The following is a 15,293-nucleotide window of genomic DNA, read 5'->3' as shown; positions in this document are numbered from 1 at the left end:
TTACTCCACATTTTGCACTTGTTCGCGCATTTGGTCGATCACCGCCTTCAGGGCCAGACCGACAGTCGTTAATTCCGTGCTCTGCGCCTTGGAGCAGAGCGTGTTGGCTTCGCGGTTGAACTCCTGCATCAGGAAATCCAGCTTGCGCCCCACCGGCCCGCCCTGCCCGATCAGCGCCCGGGCGGCGGCGACATGGGCAGCAAGGCGGTCAATCTCTTCGGTGACATCGGCTTTGACCGCGATCAAGGCCAGTTCCTGCGCCACCCGGTCGGCATCCGCGCCTTCGCTGTTGTCGAGCACCCGCGCGAGGTTGCGGCGCAGGTTGGCGGCGCTGTCTTCGCGGCGCGCCTCGGCCAATGCGGCGGCTTCGGCGGCAAGGTTTTCGACCTCGGTCAATTGCGCTTGCATGACCGTGGCCAGCGCCGCGCCTTCCTGCTCACGCATGGCGTTGAAGTCGCGCAGCAAGGCGGGCATTTCCGACAGCAAAGCGTCGCGCAGCGCGTCGATGTCCTGTGCCTGCTCGGCCTGTTCCAGCACGCCGCGCATGGTGAGAATGTCGCTTGCCCGCGAGGGCGCGAGCGACACACCGGCATCCATCGCGCGGGCCTCAATCTCATGCAGGGCGGTCAGCAGCGTGTCGACATGCGCCGCGTTGACCTGCAAGCTGCCGTCGCTCTCAGCCGAGGATATGCGCAGGTTGCAGGTGATATTGCCCCGCGCCACCTGAGCCGTCACCTGCTTGCGCAGGGCGACCTCCAGCCCGTCGACCCAATCGGGCACACGCAGCCGCAGGTCGAGCCCTTTGCCATTGACCGCGCGCAGTTCCCAAGACCAGCTCCAGCCTTCCAAAGTGCCGGAGGCAGAGGCGAAACCTGTCATGGACCTGATCATCGGTGCGTTCCTTGCAAGGGCGGTCATGTCCTGCCTTACGGCGAAACCCCCGCGAGGGGCAAGCCCCCGGCCCCGATGGACCGGCTGATCCCAAGGCAATGTCGTTAACCACTTCGCCGAAAGCGGGACGAATTCTCTCTCGGGGTGCGGTATTAATGATTTGGTAATGTTTTCGGCCACATTGTGCCGCTGTCGTTTCAAAAACGGCAGCTGTATTGGCCAAGTCCTTATGGGTGAGTTTTAATGGGCAATACAGGCCACACCGCGCAGAATGTTGTCGCCATGTCAGATCATCGGACGCATGTTGGCTATGGCCCGCTGGCGCAGGTCGAAGCCTATTGGGAAGCCTTGCGTGGCAACAGATTGATGCCGCGGCGGTCCGATATCGACCCGCGCGGAATAGAGGCCGCGCTGGAATACGCCTTTATCCTTGAACGTGTCGCGGTGGGTGTTGGGCGGTTGCGTATCGCGGGCGGCCATCTGCGCGATCTCATGGGGATGGAGGTGCGCGGCATGCCAATCACCGCCTTTTTCGGCACGCAATCGCGTCCCCGCGTCAGCGAGGCGCTGGAAGAGGTTTTTCAACTGCCCGGTCAAACCACCCTGCATCTCAGCGCGGCTGCCTCCTATGGGCGACCGGCTTTGACGGGGCGCATGCTGCTTTTGCCGCTTAAAAGCGATCTGGGCGATGTCAGCCGGGTGCTGGGCTGTCTGGTCGTACGAGGCGAGGTCGGCCAAACCCCGCGGCGTTTCGATCTGGCGCAGGCGACGCGGCGCAGCGGCATTGGCGGAGCGACCAGACCGTTGCGCTATGCCGCCCCGTTGCAACAGTCGACTTTGCCAAGGGAAACCGGATTTGCAGAGGGAAAAGCCAGCTTCACCAGTGCCACGACGGGAAATCTGCCGCCCTACCTGCGGTTGGTGAAGTCAGAGCAGGAATAGCGCGCAAACCTGCCCTTCGAACGTAAAAAAACGCCGCCCTGCATTATGCGGGGCGGCGTCAATCTCATCGTGGGTCGGCCAAGGCCGCGTCTGTTACCCAGCTGCCCGCGCTGTCTGTGCCGTGCGGCGGTTCGACAGTTCTTCGGCAACCAAGAACGCCAATTCCAGCGATTGGCTGGCGTTAAGGCGCGGGTCGCAGGCGGTGTGGTAGCGGTCCGACAGGTCTTCGTCGCTGACCGCCCGCACACCGCCGGTGCATTCGGTCACGTCTTGGCCGGTCATCTCGAAATGCACACCACCGGGGACAGAGCCTTCGGCGTTATGCACGGCAAAGAACTCATGCACTTCGCGCAGCACGGAATCAAACGGCCGGGTCTTGTAACCGGTCGAGGATTTGATCGTGTTGCCGTGCATCGCGTCACAGGTCCAGACGACATTCGCGCCCTCTTCCTGCACGGTTTTGATCAGACGCGGCAGGTGATCGCCCACCTGCCCCGCACCAAAGCGCGAGATTAGCGTCAGACGGCCTTCTTCGTTGTCGGGGTTCAGCTTGGCCATCAATTGCTTGAGGTCATCGCTGGTCATCGAGGGGCCGCATTTCAGGCCGATAGGGTTTTGCACACCGCTGGCGAATTCCACATGCGCGCCGTCGGGCTGCCGCGTGCGGTCACCGATCCAGATCATATGGCCCGAGCCTGCTAGCCACTTGCCAGTCTGGCTGTCACGACGGCAAAGCGCCTCTTCATACTCCAGCAACAGCGCCTCGTGGCTGGTGTAGAATTCCACCGATTGCAAGGTATGCGCGGTTTCGGCGGTCACGCCAGCGGCGGCCATGAAATCCAGGGTGTCAGAGATGCGGTTGGCAATCTCGCGGTATTTCTCGGCCTTTTCGTCATCGGTGAAGCCCAGCGTCCAGCCGTGGACTTGATGCACATCCGCATAGCCCCCGGTTGAGAATGCCCGCAACAGGTTCAGCGTGGCGGCGGCCTGTGTGTAGGCGCGCAGCATCTTTTGCGGGTCCGGAATGCGGGCCGCTTCGCTAAAGGCCAGATCGTTGATGATATCACCGCGGTAGCTGGGCAGTTCCACACCATCGACCACTTCGGTCGGAGCCGAGCGCGGTTTGGCGAATTGACCGGCCATACGGCCCAGTTTGATCACCGGCACTTTGGCACCGTGGGTCAGCACGATGGCCATCTGCAACATCACTTTGAATGTGTCGCGAATGGCGTCCGAGCTGAACTGCTCAAAGCTCTCCGCGCAATCGCCGCCCTGCAAAAGGAAGGCTTCGCCACGTCCAGCGGCGGCCAGATGTTTCTTCAGTCGGCGTGCTTCGCCCGCAAAAACGAGGACCGGATAGCGTGCCAGCTGTGCCTCAACCGCTTGCAATGCGGCTTGGTCAGGGTAATCGGGCATCTGGACGCGCGGTTTGCTGCGCCAGCTTGAGGTGCTCCAGTCTGTCATCTTTCTACTCCGCTCCACAGCGCCGAGTGTCGGCGCTTCGTGATCTTTCTCTATACAAAGGCGCGGGTAAAGTGACCAGAACCGAAATGCGCCCTATTGACGTTACGACAGGCCCGTGGGCAATGTTTTCGGCAAGTTCTGGCGGCTATGGCACATGTCGGCAGAGACGACCTGAGTAGAAAGACGCCGAGATGTCCCAACCGCGCCCGGCCACCCGCATGCCCCCCCAGACCGACAAGCCGCGGCGCTTCGTCTTTGTGCTGTTGGAGAATTTCACCCTGCTGAGCTTTGCCTCGGCGGTGGAATGCCTGCGTATCACCAACCGCATGCTCGAACGCGAGGTCTATCAATGGCAGGCCGTGGGCGAAAGCGGTGAGACCTGCACAAGCTCAGCCGGCGCGGTCTTTGCGCTTGATGGCGGGTTAGAGGAATTGGGCCGCGACGACACGATTGTGATCTGCGGCGGCCTCGACGTACAGGCGGCGACTACCAAGAAACTGTTGGCTTGGTTGCGCCGCGAGGCCCGCAAAGGGTTGGTGGTGGGCGGCCTGTGCACCGCAGCGCACACGCTGGCCAAGGCCGGGCTGCTGGATGGCAAACGCGCAACAATCCATTGGGAGAATCAAGACAGCTTTGGCGAGGAATTCGAAGAGGTTATCCTGACGAAATCGGTTTTCGTGGTGGACGGCAACCGGTTGACCACGGCGGGCGGCACCTCGTCTCTGGATTTGATGCTGAAACTCATCGCCGATGATCACGGCGAAGAAACAGCCAATGCCGTGGCGGATCAGCTGATCTATTCGTCGATCCGCACGGACCAAGACACGCAGCGCCTGTCGGTGCCCACCCGAATCGGTGTGCGGCATCCCAAGCTCAGCCAAGTCATTCAGCAGATGGAGCGTAATATCGAAGAGCCGATCAGCCCTTCGATCCTTGCGCGGGATGTTGGCATGTCGACCCGCCAGCTGGAGCGGCTGTTCCGGCGTTACCTGAACCGCAGCCCCAAACGGTACTATATGGAACTGCGGCTGCAAAAGGCGCGTAACCTGTTGATGCAGACGGATATGAGCGTGATTAACGTGGCGCTGGCCTGCGGCTTTGCTTCGCCCTCGCATTTCTCCAAATGCTACCGGGCGCACTATCAAACCACGCCCTATCGCGAGCGCGGCAGCCAATCCACCCGGCAGCCCGCCTGAGGGTCAAGGCGTGATCCGGTAGACGGTGCCATTGCCCTCTGAAATGAACCAGATCGCCCCTTCGGGGCCTTCGACAACATCGCGCACGCGGGCAGTCTCGGCGGTTTTGATCTGCTGGACCTCTTCCAGCGGGTCACCGCTCAGCCGAGCGATATAGTCGAACTTGAGCGAGCCTACGAAGATATCGCCCTCCCATTCGGGGAATTGCGCGCCGGAGTAGACCACCAGTCCCGCAGGCGCGATGGAGGGATCCCAGTAGAATTCGGGCTGCGCCATTCCCTCTTTCGAGGTGCCCTCGCCGATCTTCGCACCCGAATAATGCTCCCCGTAGGAAATTACCGGCCAGCCGTAATTCGTGCCCTTGGTGATGCGGTTCACCTCGTCGCCGCCCTTGGCCCCGTGTTCCGACACCCAAAGCCGCCCGTCCAAATCCAGCCCCGCGCCTTGCGGGTTGCGGTGGCCATAGGACCAAATCTCGGGCAGCACATCGGGCATATCGACAAAGGGATTGTCGTCGGGGATCGAGCCGTCGCGGTTCACGCGGATGATGCTGCCGTTATGGGTGCTGCGGTCTTGGGCTGCGGGGCGATCGCCCCGTTCGCCGATGGTCACCAGCAGCGTGCCATCCCGCGCCTCGACCACGCGAGAGCCGAAGTGCTGCCCGCCGTTGCTGCCCGGTTTCATGGCGAAAAGCTCGGTCAAGTTTTCCAGACTACGGGCATCTTCCGACAGGCGCGCGCTGGCCAAAGCGGTGCCCGCGCCGCCGCCTTCTTGGGGTTTGGCATAGGTCAGGAACAACAGGCGGCTCTGCGCGAAATCCTCGGCCAGGGTGATGTCCAACAGACCGCCCTGCCCGACCACGGCCACCTCGGGCAGGCCCGACACCTCATGCCGTGCGCCGTCTTTTTGGTAGATCAGCCGCCCGGCTTTCTCGGTGACCAACAGGCCGCCGTCGGGCATGGGGGCGATGCCCCAAGGCGCCTCTAGACCCTCGGCCATGGGGGTGATCGTCAGGCTGCTCTGGGCGCTTACCGCGCCTGCGGCGCAGAGGCTGCTAAGGCTGATGAAAGTGGCGGTCGCGAATTGTTTGGCGGATGTCATGGGCAGGCTCCTTTGGGCGTGGGGGCTTGGAACAAGACATAGCCAGCAAGCGGCCCATTTCCAGCATTCCACTCGGCACACGCGAAAAGCCGCCCGCGCAGACCACGTGATAAATCGCCTTTTCTTTTTCGAAACCACGACCTAACGTTCGATCAGAACGAGAGTTCAACTAAGGGAGAGTTCCAAATGAAAAAAATATTGATGGCCACAACGGCCGTAGCTTTGCTCGCCACCGGCGCGCATGCAGAAGACACAAAAATCGGCATTCTGCTGGGCTTCACCGGCCCGCTGGAATCGTTGGCCAATGACATGGCTGCCGGTGCTGAACTGGCGATTTCCGAAGTTAATGAATCCGGCATGTTCCTCGACGGTGCCACCGTTTCGTCCGAGCGTGGCGACACCGGCTGCATCGACGCGGGTCTGGCCGTGGCTTCTGCTGAGCGTCTGATCACCTCTGATCGCGTCAGCGGCATTGTGGGCGGCATGTGCTCGGGCGAGACGACAGCCTCGCTGCAGAACGTCGCCATTCCGAACGGCATCGTGATGATCTCGCCATCGGCGACATCGCCTGCTCTGTCGACCGTCGAAGACAACGGCCTGTTCTTCCGCACATCACCGTCTGACGCGCGTCAGGGTCAGGTCATGGCCGACATCTTGAACGACCGTGGCATCAAAGAAGTCGCCGTCACCTATACCAACAACGACTATGGTAAAGGTCTGGCCGACAGCTTTGAAACCGCGTTTAAGGAATCCGGCGGCACCGTCACAATCAACACATCGCATGAAGACGGCAAAGCGGACTATTCCGCCGAAGTCGGCGCGCTGGCCTCTGCCGGTGGTGAAGTGCTGATCGTTGCAGGCTACGTCGACCAAGGCGGTGCGGGCATCGTGAACGGCGCGCTGGACGCAGGCGCGTTCGACACCTTCATGTTCCCCGACGGCATGGTCTCCGACACGCTCGAAGAAAAATTCGCCGAGATCGCGGATGGCTCTTTCGGTCAGAACCCAAGCGCCTCTGGCGAAGGCCCCGACAACTACAAGAAGATGGGCGAAGAAGCCGGTTTCGAGCCGACCAACGCCTTCTCGCCCGAAGCCTATGACGCGGCGGCTCTGATGCTGCTGGCGATGCAGGCCGCAGGGTCCAACGATCCGGCGATGTACAAAGAAAAAGTGATGGAAGTCGCCAACGCACCGGGCGAAAAAATCCTGCCGGGTGAGCTGGGCAAAGCGCTGCAGATCATCAAAGACGGCGGCGATGTCGACTATGTCGGTGCGTCGGCGGTTGAGCTGATCGGACCGGGCGAAAGCGCGGGCAGCTACCGTGAGATCGAAATGAAAGACGGTAAGATGGTGACGGTCGGCTACCGCTGATCTAAGCTTCGTCTGAAACACTTGCAGAGGCCCGGTTGCATCGCGATCGGGCCTTTTGCTTGGGAAATCGGCTTTTCTTCCGCGCAGGCAGCCAGTACAAAACTCCTATTGAGGACGTGGAAAACACGTCCCGTCTGGGAGGACAGGATGAAAAAGCAACAGATGGCCGTGCCGGTCAGGGCTCTGAGCATGTATCTTGCTGAGTGTGATTTCGGCAATGCTGTGCGATCTGCCTTTAACGAGGCAGCGGCAAGCTTTCTTCATAAAAGGACCGCAGCGGTCCCTTCCAAGAATCTCAGCAGACTGTAAACAGGTAAGGCAGCGCGGATATGCGCGGCCCACCGCAAGACGACCAATAAAAACCAGCCACAAGGTGGCGGACACGGGGATGGACATATGATCGTCGTAGACGACGTACACAAACACTTCGGCGGGTTTCACGCCGTCGACGGGGCAAGCCTGTCGATTGAAAAGGGATCGATCACCGGATTGATCGGCCCCAATGGCGCGGGTAAAACCACGCTGTTCAACGTTATCGCAGGCGTGCTGCAGCCCACTTCGGGCCGGGTGACCATGGACGGTGAAGACATCACTGGCCTGCCCCCGCATGAGCTGTTCCATAAAGGGCTGCTGCGCACCTTCCAGATTGCGCATGAATTTTCGTCGATGTCATGCCGTGAGAATCTGATGATGGTGCCGGGCAACCAGTCGGGCGAAACACTGTGGAACACATGGTTCGGTACCAAGCGCATCGCCGATGAGGAACGCGCACTGAAAGCCAAGGCCGATGAGGTGCTGGAATTCCTGACCATCGAACATCTGTCCGAGCAAAAGGCCGGTCAGATCTCGGGCGGCCAGAAAAAGCTACTGGAACTGGGCCGCACCATGATGGTGGATGCCAAGATCGTCTTTCTGGATGAGGTCGGCGCGGGCGTGAACCGGACGCTGCTCAACACCATCGGCGACGCCATCATCCGCCTGAACCAAGAACGCAATTACACATTCGTCGTCATCGAACATGACATGGATTTCATTGGCCGCCTTTGCGATCCAGTGATCTGCATGGCCGAGGGCCACGTGCTGGCCGAAGGCACGCTGGATGAGATCAAGGCGAACGAGCAGGTGATCGAGGCCTATCTCGGCACTGGTCTGAAGAACAAGGACAAGGTAGGCGCATGAGCAATGATCCCTACGGCGACCGCGGCAACAAAGATTGGTCGGTCGGCAACGCAAAGGGCCAAGGCAGCATCATGCCCAAGGCCAGCGGCAAAACTCACCCCGCCCCCGGTGGCCCCTTTCTGATCGGCGACAGCATGACCGCCGGATACGGCGCAGGCCCCGACATTCTGCATGACTGCACCATCGCGGTGGATCGCGGCGAAATCGCCGTGATCGTCGGCCCAAATGGTGCGGGCAAATCCACGGGTATGAAGGCGGTCTTTGGTATGCTCGACATGCGTAAAGGCCATGTGCGGCTAGATGGGGAGGATATTACCAACCTCAGCCCGCAAGACCGGGTGGCCAAGGGCATGGGCTTTGTGCCCCAGACCTCAAACATCTTCACCTCGATGACGGTCGAAGAGAATCTAGAGATGGGGGCCTTCATCCGCCGTGACGATTTCCGCGATACGATGGCGCAGGTCTATGACCTCTTCCCGATCCTCAAGGAAAAGCGCAATCAGGCGGCGGGCGAATTGTCGGGCGGTCAACGCCAGCAGGTCGCCGTGGGCCGGGCGTTGATGACGCAGCCGAAGGTTCTGATGCTCGATGAGCCGACAGCGGGTGTCTCGCCCATCGTGATGGACGAACTCTTTGACCGGATCATCGAGGTGGCCCGCACCGGCATCCCGATCCTGATGGTCGAACAAAACGCCCGTCAAGCGCTTGAGATCGCGGACAAAGGCTATGTGCTTGTGCAGGGGGCGAACGCCTTTACCGGCACCGGCAAAGAGCTTTTGGCCGATCCTGAAGTCCGCAAATCGTTTCTGGGGGGCTGAACATGGATCTGCTCAACGCAATTATTGCACTTTCGAACTATGTGCTCATTCCGGGCATCGCCTATGGCTCGCAGCTGGCGCTTGGCGCGCTTGGCGTGACGCTGGTCTACGGCATTCTGCGGTTTTCCAACTTCGCCCATGGCGACACGATGGCCATGGGAACCATGGCGACGATCCTGATAACATGGCTGTTCCAATCCATGGGCCTCAGCCTCGGCGTGCTGCCCACGGCGCTTCTGGCCCTGCCCTTCGGCATCGCCTTTGCCATGCTGCTGGTGCTGGGCACCGACAGGGTGGTCTATAAATTCTACCGCGAGCAAAAGGCCAAACCGGTGATCCTTGTGATCGTCAGCCTCGGTGTGACCTTTATCTATAACGGCATCACCCGCTTCATCATTGGCGCGGACGATCAGAACTTTCTCGACGGGCAGCGCTTCATCATGTCGGCGCGGGATTTCAAAGAGATGACCGGCCTGCGCGAAGGTCTGGCCTTCAAGACGACCCAAGGCATCACCATCATCACCGCGATCATCGTTGTGGCCGTGCTGTTCTGGTTCCTCAACAAGACCCGCGCGGGCAAATCCATGCGGGCCTATTCCGATAACGAGGATCTGGCGCTTTTGTCGGGCATCAACCCTGAGCGGGTGGTGATGATCACATGGATGATCGTGGCCGCACTCGCGACCATCGCGGGCACGCTTTACGGCCTTGATAAGTCGTTCAAACCCTTCACCTATTTCCAACTTCTGTTGCCGATCTTCGCGGCGGCCATCGTCGGCGGGCTTGGCTCTCCGGTGGGGGCGATCGCGGGCGGTTTCGTGATCGCATTCAGCGAAGTCACGATCACCTATGCGTGGAAAAAGGTGCTGGGCTATGTGATGCCCGAAGGGCTGCAGCCTGACGGCTTGGTGCAGCTTATGAGCACGGATTACAAATTTGCGGTCAGCTTCGTCATTCTTCTGATCGTTCTGCTGATCAAGCCCACCGGCCTGTTCAAGGGGAAATCGGTATGACCCAGACTGTGAAAAACACGATCCTTTTCGGGATCATCGCCCTGATGATCATCTACACTGGCTTTGCCCAAAGCTGGAACTCTGCCCTGCTTATCATCGCCATGGGCCTGATCTCTTCGATCATGGCGCTTGGGGTGAACCTGCAATGGGGTTTTGCGGGGCTGTTCAACGTCGGCGTCATGGGCTTTGTCGCCTTGGGTGGTCTGGCGGCTGTGCTGGTCTCCATGCCCCCGACCGAGGGCGCTTGGTCCACCGGTGGTTTCGCCATTCTGGGGGCGCTGGCCCTTGGGGCGGGCACCGTGGTGGCGGCGGTCATGCTGATGAAACGCATGGCCCCCGGCACGGCGCGCACCCTTGCGGTGATCGCGGTGCTGGTCATCGGTTTCTTCATCTTCCGCGCCCTGCTCGATCCTGCGGTTGAGGCTGTCGAGGCGATCAACCCCGCGCAGACCGGCTATCTCGGTGGTCTTGGCCTGCCGGTGCTGATCTCTTGGCCTGTGGGTGGTCTCTTTGCTGCGGGGGCGGCTTGGCTGATCGGTAAGACGGCGCTTGGCCTGCGGTCGGACTATCTGGCGATTGCCACGCTGGGGATTGCCGAGATCATCATCGCGGTGTTGAAAAACGAAGACTGGATGAGCCGCGGCGTGAAAAACGTGATCGGCCTGCCCCGTCCGGTGCCCTATGAGATCGATCTGCAGAACAGCACCTCCTTTGTGGAACGCGCCGCCGGCTTCGGGTTTGACCCGGTGGAAGCCTCGACGCTTTGGGTAAAACTGCTTTATATCGCGCTTTTCGCGGCGGTTCTGATCCTTTTGCTGTGGATGAGCCAGCGTGCGCTGCATTCCCCATGGGGTCGGATGCTGCGGGCAATCCGTGACAACGAAGTCGCGGCTGAAGCCATGGGCAAGGATGTCACCGCGCGGCATTTGCAGGTTTTCATCCTCGGCTCTGCCATCTGCGGCATTGCGGGTGCGATGATGACCACGATGGACAGCCAGTTGACGCCGGGTACCTATCAGCCGCTGCGCTTTACCTTCCTTATCTGGGTGATGGTGATCGTTGGCGGGTCGGGCAACAACTTCGGCGCGATCTTGGGTGGTTTCCTGATCTGGTTCCTCTGGGTGCAGGTCGAACCGATGGGTCTGTGGCTGATGAGCCTGATCACCGCTGGCATGTCCGAAGGCTCGGCTTTGAAGGCGCATCTGATCGAAAGCGCCGCGCATATGCGGCTGTTGACCATGGGCGTCGTGCTGCTGCTGGTGCTACGCTTCAGCCCACGCGGGTTGATCCCCGAGCGGTAAGCTGTGGGTGAGATCACCTCACGAAAAGGGGCGCGGTATTGCTACCGCGCCCCTTTTTTGTCTGTCCAGCCTCTCAGCGCCCTTTGAACAAGCCGCCTAAGATGCCGCGTACGATACGGCGCCCGGTGGTGCCTTTCAGTTCCTTGATCACCGCGCTTGCGATGGCATCGCCAAACCCGTCTGATGCCTTGCGGCCCGACCGGCTGCCGCCGCTGCTGCGCGCCCCGCCATAGCGGCGGGCCTTTTGAAACTCGCGGGCGGCTTCATCCTCTGCCTCGGCGGCGGCTTCGATTTTCTCGGCCTCTTTGGCCGCCGCTTCCGCGCGGGCCTTCAGCATCTCATAGGCCGAGTTGCGGTCTTGAATGGTCTCGTATTTCCCCGCCAGATCGGACTCCGCCAGCACCGCCGCACGCTCTGCCACCGTGATTGGCCCCAGCCGAGAAGACGGCGGGCGGATCAAGGTGCGCTCCACCACGCCCGGCACGCCCTTGCGTTGCAGCATAGAGGTCACCGCCTCGCCCACGCCGACCTCGCGGATCGCCTCTTCGGTGTCGAAACGCGGGTTTTCGCGGTAGGTCTCTGCGGCTTGGCGCAGTTCCTTGCGGTCGCGCGCCGTAAAAGCGCGCAGCGCGTGTTGGATGCGGTTGCCAAGCTGGCCCAAGATGTCATCGGGCACATCGGCCGGGTTTTGGGTGACAAAATAGACGCCGACCCCCTTGGAGCGGATCAGGCGTGCCACCTGCTCTACCTTGTCGACCAGCGCCTTGGGCGCGTCGTCAAACAGCAGATGCGCTTCGTCGAAGAAGAACACGAGCTTCGGTTTGTCGGGGTCGCCGACCTCGGGCAGTTCCTCGAAAAGCTCGGACATGAGCCACAGCAGGAAGGTGGCATAGAGCTTGGGCGAGGCCATGAGCTTGTCGGCGGCGAGGATGTTGATCCGTCCCCGGCCTTCGGCATCGCAGCGCATGAGGTCCGACAGCGCCAGCGCCGGTTCGCCGAACAACTGCGCGCCGCCTTGGTTTTCCAGCACCAACAACCGCCGCTGGATCGTGCCCACCGACGCGGTCGAGACATTGCCATAGCGCAGCGCCAAGTCCTTTGCATTCTCGCCCACCCAGACCAGCAGGGATTGCAGGTCTTTCAGGTCCAAAAGCGGCATCCCCTCTTCGTCGGCCACGCGAAAGGCGATGTTCAGGATGCCCTCCTGCGCCTCGGAAAGGCTGAGCAATTGGGCGATCAGCAGCGGCCCCATCTCGGAAACGGTGGTGCGCACGGGGTGGCCCTGCTGCCCAAAAAGATCCCAAAAGGTCACCGGAAAGGATTGATAGGCATAGTCGTCAAAGCCGATCTTTGCCGCGCGTTCGGTGAAGGGGACATGCAGTTTGGCGGTCTCGCTTCCCGCGACTGCAAGGCCGGACAGATCGCCTTTCACATCCGACAGAAACACCGGCACCCCGGCATTGGCAAAACCCTCGGCAAGGATTTGCAGCGTCACCGTCTTGCCCGTGCCCGTCGCCCCTGCGATCAGCCCGTGGCGGTTGGCATAGCCGAGGTCGAGGAATTGCTTGGTCGCATAGTCGGGACCGCCGCCGCCGATAAAGATGTCACTGCTCACGCTGGGGCCTTTCTGTCAATTTTAGCCATTCGTCCGTTCCACTAGAGCATACAAACTTAACCTTTGCGCGCCATAGTGAAGACATCCCGCCCATATGTCCTTCTACCGGGCGGGTATACTTCCTCCCTGTTAGACTGGCCGCGCCCTCGGGTGCGGCCCTTTTTCTACCACAGGCTGTCGCATCACCTTGACACATTGTCGCATTTTTCCTGTTGACCGGCGTCACGCGCTTGCCTAACGTGGCATTAATAAGTCGGCCCAGTCCGACGGGGAGAAAGTAAACGGAAGGGGGCGCGCTGCGTCCCCTTTTGCTTTTGTGCCGCCTAAACCCTTGAGAACGTAGGGAAACCGCCCCCGCGCAGGTCGGCATGAAATTGCCCGAACCATGATTGAAATGCGGCCATGGCCACTGACAATCCCGCGGCGGCGTGGTAAGGGGCGGTAACGCAACAAATGTGGATATGACATGAGCAAGTTTATGACCGCCCTGCCGCTTTGTGCAGCGCTTGCACTGACGGCCCCAATGACGGCTTTCGCCCAGACCGCCGCGGAAGAAGAGCCAGCACAGACCGAAGAGCAGCAGCCCCAGCCCGGCACCAGCGGCAATGCCGCCCAGATCGAAGAACAGCTGAGCCTTGGCGAAGACGCGGACAAAGACCCCGAACTGGGCAAGCCCTACACCAAGAAAGAGATCGGCTCTTGGGAGATGCGCTGCATCAAGACCGAGGAAGAGGTCGACCCCTGCCAGATGTACCAGCTCCTCGCTGATGGCGAAGGCGCGCCGGTTGCCGAAGTCTCGCTTTTCCGTCTGCCTGATGGTGGTCAGGCCAAAGCCGGTGCCACGGTTGTTGTCCCGCTTGAGACCGCCCTGCCCGCACAGCTGACCCTGTCGGTCGACGGTGGAAAAGCCCGCCGCTATCCCTATGCCTTTTGCAACCCGGTGGGCTGCTACGTGCGCATGGGTCTGACCGATGCCGATATCGGCGCCTTCAAACGCGGCAAGCAAGCGGTGCTGACCATCGTGCCCGCCCTTGCCCCGGATCAAGAAGTGAAACTGACACTCTCGCTCGACGGGTTCACCGCGGGCTATGACGAAGTGTCGGTGATCGAGCAGTAAGACACTGCTGGTGACGTGAGTTTAAATGCCGCTCCCGACCTCGGGGGCGGCATTTTTCGTTGCCGGTTCTGGGATCAGGTGCGGCGCAGCGCCAAGACGGCGTTCATCCCGCCAAAGGCGAAGGCATTGCTGAGCGCCACATCGACCTGCGCCTCCCGCGCCTCATTGGGCACCACGTCTAGGGCGCATTCCGGGTCGGGTTCTTCATAGCCGATGGTGGGGGCGATCACCCCATCGCGCAGCGCCATGATACAGGCCAAAAGCTCAACCGCGCCGGTGCCGCCGATGACATGGCCGTGCATCGACTTGGTGGAGGAAATCATCAACCGATCCGCATGGGTGCCGAAAACATCCGCCACGGCGGCGCATTCGGTCTTGTCGTTGGCCGCCGTCCCGGTGCCATGAGCATTGATATAGCCGACCTCTTCGCGGTTGATCCCCGCATCCTGCAGCGCACCCTGCATGGCCCGCGCGGCCCCGGCCTTGGAAGGCATGACGATGTCGCTGGCATCCGAAGTCATGGCGAAACCTGCAACCTCGCAAAGGATTTCGGCCCCCCGTGCCCGCGCGTGATCATAGTCTTCGAAGACAAAGACCCCCGCGCCCTCGCCTTGCACCATCCCATTGCGGTTGGCCGAGAAGGGCCTGCACGCATCGCGGCTCATCACGCGCAGCCCTTCCCACGCCTTAACACCGCCGAAGCACAGCATCGATTCCGATCCCCCCGTCACCATCACCGGGCTCATGCCAGAGCGGACCATAGCAAAGGCCTGCGCCATCGCGTGGTTGGACGACGCGCAGGCGGTCGACACGGTAAAGGACGGACCACGCAGGTTCCACTCCATGCTGACATGGCTAGCGGCGGCGTTGTTCATCAGTTTGGGCACCACGAATGGATGAACCCGGTTTTTGCCCTCTTCATAGACCGCGCGATAGTTGTCGTCCCACGTGGACACACCACCGCCCGCCGTGCCCAGCACCACCCCGGCGCGGGCGGCCAACTCATCGGTAAAGGTCAGCCCCGACTGCTCAATTGCTTCGCGTGCGGCGGCGAGGGTGAATTGGGTGAAACGGTCATAAAGTGCGATCTGCTGGCGGTTGTAGCGCCCTTCGGCCTCAAACCCGCGCACCTGCCCGCCAATCCGGATGGCCAGCCGCTCCACATCGCGGAACTCCAGCGGGCCGATGCCGCATTTGCCTTCGCGCATCGCGGCGAGCGTCTCTGGCACCGACAGGCCCAGAGCGTTGATCGTGCCGGCGCCGGTGATGACAACTCTCTTCATGC

At 61.1% G+C, this 15,293-nt stretch carries 13 protein-coding genes; 8 read left to right on the top strand and 5 right to left on the bottom strand.

What is annotated here, in order from left to right; genetic code table 11:
- Positions 1–891 carry a YicC/YloC family endoribonuclease gene (locus tag B5M07_RS09170; RefSeq protein WP_120351078.1) on the bottom strand — a complete coding sequence of 297 codons (891 nt, stop codon included), beginning with the start codon at positions 889–891 and terminating at the stop codon, positions 1–3.
- A gap of 282 nt (positions 892–1,173) precedes the next feature.
- Between B5M07_RS09170 and B5M07_RS09165 the strand changes: the two genes are divergently transcribed.
- Positions 1,174–1,833, top strand: coding sequence for a PAS domain-containing protein (locus tag B5M07_RS09165; protein ID WP_254693913.1), 660 nt, complete (start codon positions 1,174–1,176; stop codon positions 1,831–1,833).
- Positions 1,834–1,926: 93 nt separating this feature from the next.
- On the opposite strand, the gene B5M07_RS09160 is transcribed toward B5M07_RS09165, so the two are convergent.
- Entirely contained in the window at positions 1,927–3,297 is a 1,371-nt protein-coding gene (locus B5M07_RS09160; RefSeq protein ID WP_120351076.1) for a class II 3-deoxy-7-phosphoheptulonate synthase, read from the bottom strand.
- 191 nt (positions 3,298–3,488) lie between these two features.
- Between B5M07_RS09160 and B5M07_RS09155 the strand changes: the two genes are divergently transcribed.
- Complete coding sequence (locus B5M07_RS09155; RefSeq protein WP_120351075.1) at positions 3,489–4,493, top strand: GlxA family transcriptional regulator; 1,005 nt, start codon at positions 3,489–3,491, stop codon at positions 4,491–4,493.
- 3 nt (positions 4,494–4,496) lie between these two features.
- On the opposite strand, the gene B5M07_RS09150 is transcribed toward B5M07_RS09155, so the two are convergent.
- The gene (locus B5M07_RS09150; protein ID WP_120351074.1) at positions 4,497–5,594 is read right to left on the bottom strand and encodes a PQQ-dependent sugar dehydrogenase; all 1,098 of its coding nucleotides are present in this window, start codon (positions 5,592–5,594) and stop codon (positions 4,497–4,499) included.
- Positions 5,595–5,780: 186 nt separating this feature from the next.
- Here B5M07_RS09150 and B5M07_RS09145 point away from each other — a divergent pair, with 186 nt between their 5' ends.
- From B5M07_RS09145 to B5M07_RS09125, 5 genes are all read left to right on the top strand, one after another.
- The gene (locus B5M07_RS09145) at positions 5,781–6,965 is read left to right on the top strand and encodes an ABC transporter substrate-binding protein (protein WP_120351073.1); all 1,185 of its coding nucleotides are present in this window, start codon (positions 5,781–5,783) and stop codon (positions 6,963–6,965) included.
- Positions 6,966–7,361: 396 nt separating this feature from the next.
- Entirely contained in the window at positions 7,362–8,144 is a 783-nt protein-coding gene (locus B5M07_RS09140) for an ABC transporter ATP-binding protein (RefSeq protein ID WP_067628634.1), read from the top strand.
- Positions 8,141–8,962: an ABC transporter ATP-binding protein gene (locus B5M07_RS09135; RefSeq protein ID WP_093926183.1), complete on the top strand. Its 822-nt coding sequence runs from the start codon at positions 8,141–8,143 to the stop codon at positions 8,960–8,962. Before B5M07_RS09140 ends, B5M07_RS09135 begins: the two co-directional genes overlap by 4 nt.
- Positions 8,963–8,964: 2 nt before the next feature.
- Positions 8,965–9,975, top strand: a complete 1,011-nt coding sequence (locus B5M07_RS09130) for a branched-chain amino acid ABC transporter permease (protein ID WP_067628635.1) — start codon at positions 8,965–8,967, stop codon at positions 9,973–9,975.
- Complete coding sequence (locus B5M07_RS09125) at positions 9,972–11,276, top strand: branched-chain amino acid ABC transporter permease (RefSeq protein ID WP_120351072.1); 1,305 nt, start codon at positions 9,972–9,974, stop codon at positions 11,274–11,276. Before B5M07_RS09130 ends, B5M07_RS09125 begins: the two co-directional genes overlap by 4 nt.
- A gap of 73 nt (positions 11,277–11,349) precedes the next feature.
- On the opposite strand, the gene B5M07_RS09120 is transcribed toward B5M07_RS09125, so the two are convergent.
- On the bottom strand, positions 11,350–12,891 hold the full coding sequence (locus B5M07_RS09120; RefSeq protein ID WP_120351071.1) for a helicase HerA-like domain-containing protein: 1,542 nt from the start codon (positions 12,889–12,891) through the stop codon (positions 11,350–11,352).
- A 466-nt stretch (positions 12,892–13,357) separates the two neighbouring features.
- On the opposite strand from B5M07_RS09120, the gene B5M07_RS09115 reads away from it, so the two are divergent.
- On the top strand, positions 13,358–14,008 hold the full coding sequence (locus B5M07_RS09115; RefSeq protein WP_120351070.1) for an invasion associated locus B family protein: 651 nt from the start codon (positions 13,358–13,360) through the stop codon (positions 14,006–14,008).
- 74 nt (positions 14,009–14,082) lie between these two features.
- On the opposite strand, the gene B5M07_RS09110 is transcribed toward B5M07_RS09115, so the two are convergent.
- Entirely contained in the window at positions 14,083–15,291 is a 1,209-nt protein-coding gene (locus B5M07_RS09110; RefSeq protein ID WP_120351069.1) for a beta-ketoacyl-[acyl-carrier-protein] synthase family protein, read from the bottom strand.
- Positions 15,292–15,293 lie beyond the last annotated feature (2 nt).

Origin of the sequence: Sulfitobacter sp. D7 (genome assembly GCF_003611275.1) — a bacterium.
Taxonomy (GTDB): domain Bacteria; phylum Pseudomonadota; class Alphaproteobacteria; order Rhodobacterales; family Rhodobacteraceae; genus Sulfitobacter; species Sulfitobacter profundi.
This window is presented reverse-complemented; position numbering and strand designations above follow the sequence as displayed.

Excerpts from the sequence above, each read along its gene's own strand:
- B5M07_RS09170 (WP_120351078.1), bottom strand. The coding sequence starts at position 891 with ATGATCAGGTCCATGACAGGTTTCGCCTCTGCCTCCGGCACTTTGGAA.
- B5M07_RS09165 (WP_254693913.1), top strand. The coding sequence starts at position 1,174 with ATGTCAGATCATCGGACGCATGTTGGCTATGGCCCGCTGGCGCAGGTC.
- B5M07_RS09160 (WP_120351076.1), bottom strand. The coding sequence starts at position 3,297 with ATGACAGACTGGAGCACCTCAAGCTGGCGCAGCAAACCGCGCGTCCAG.
- B5M07_RS09155 (WP_120351075.1), top strand. The coding sequence starts at position 3,489 with ATGTCCCAACCGCGCCCGGCCACCCGCATGCCCCCCCAGACCGACAAG.
- B5M07_RS09150 (WP_120351074.1), bottom strand. The coding sequence starts at position 5,594 with ATGACATCCGCCAAACAATTCGCGACCGCCACTTTCATCAGCCTTAGC.
- B5M07_RS09145 (WP_120351073.1), top strand. The coding sequence starts at position 5,781 with ATGAAAAAAATATTGATGGCCACAACGGCCGTAGCTTTGCTCGCCACC.
- B5M07_RS09140 (WP_067628634.1), top strand. The coding sequence starts at position 7,362 with ATGATCGTCGTAGACGACGTACACAAACACTTCGGCGGGTTTCACGCC.
- B5M07_RS09135 (WP_093926183.1), top strand. The coding sequence starts at position 8,141 with ATGAGCAATGATCCCTACGGCGACCGCGGCAACAAAGATTGGTCGGTC.
- B5M07_RS09130 (WP_067628635.1), top strand. The coding sequence starts at position 8,965 with ATGGATCTGCTCAACGCAATTATTGCACTTTCGAACTATGTGCTCATT.
- B5M07_RS09125 (WP_120351072.1), top strand. The coding sequence starts at position 9,972 with ATGACCCAGACTGTGAAAAACACGATCCTTTTCGGGATCATCGCCCTG.
- B5M07_RS09115 (WP_120351070.1), top strand. The coding sequence starts at position 13,358 with ATGAGCAAGTTTATGACCGCCCTGCCGCTTTGTGCAGCGCTTGCACTG.
- B5M07_RS09110 (WP_120351069.1), bottom strand. The coding sequence starts at position 15,291 with ATGAAGAGAGTTGTCATCACCGGCGCCGGCACGATCAACGCTCTGGGC.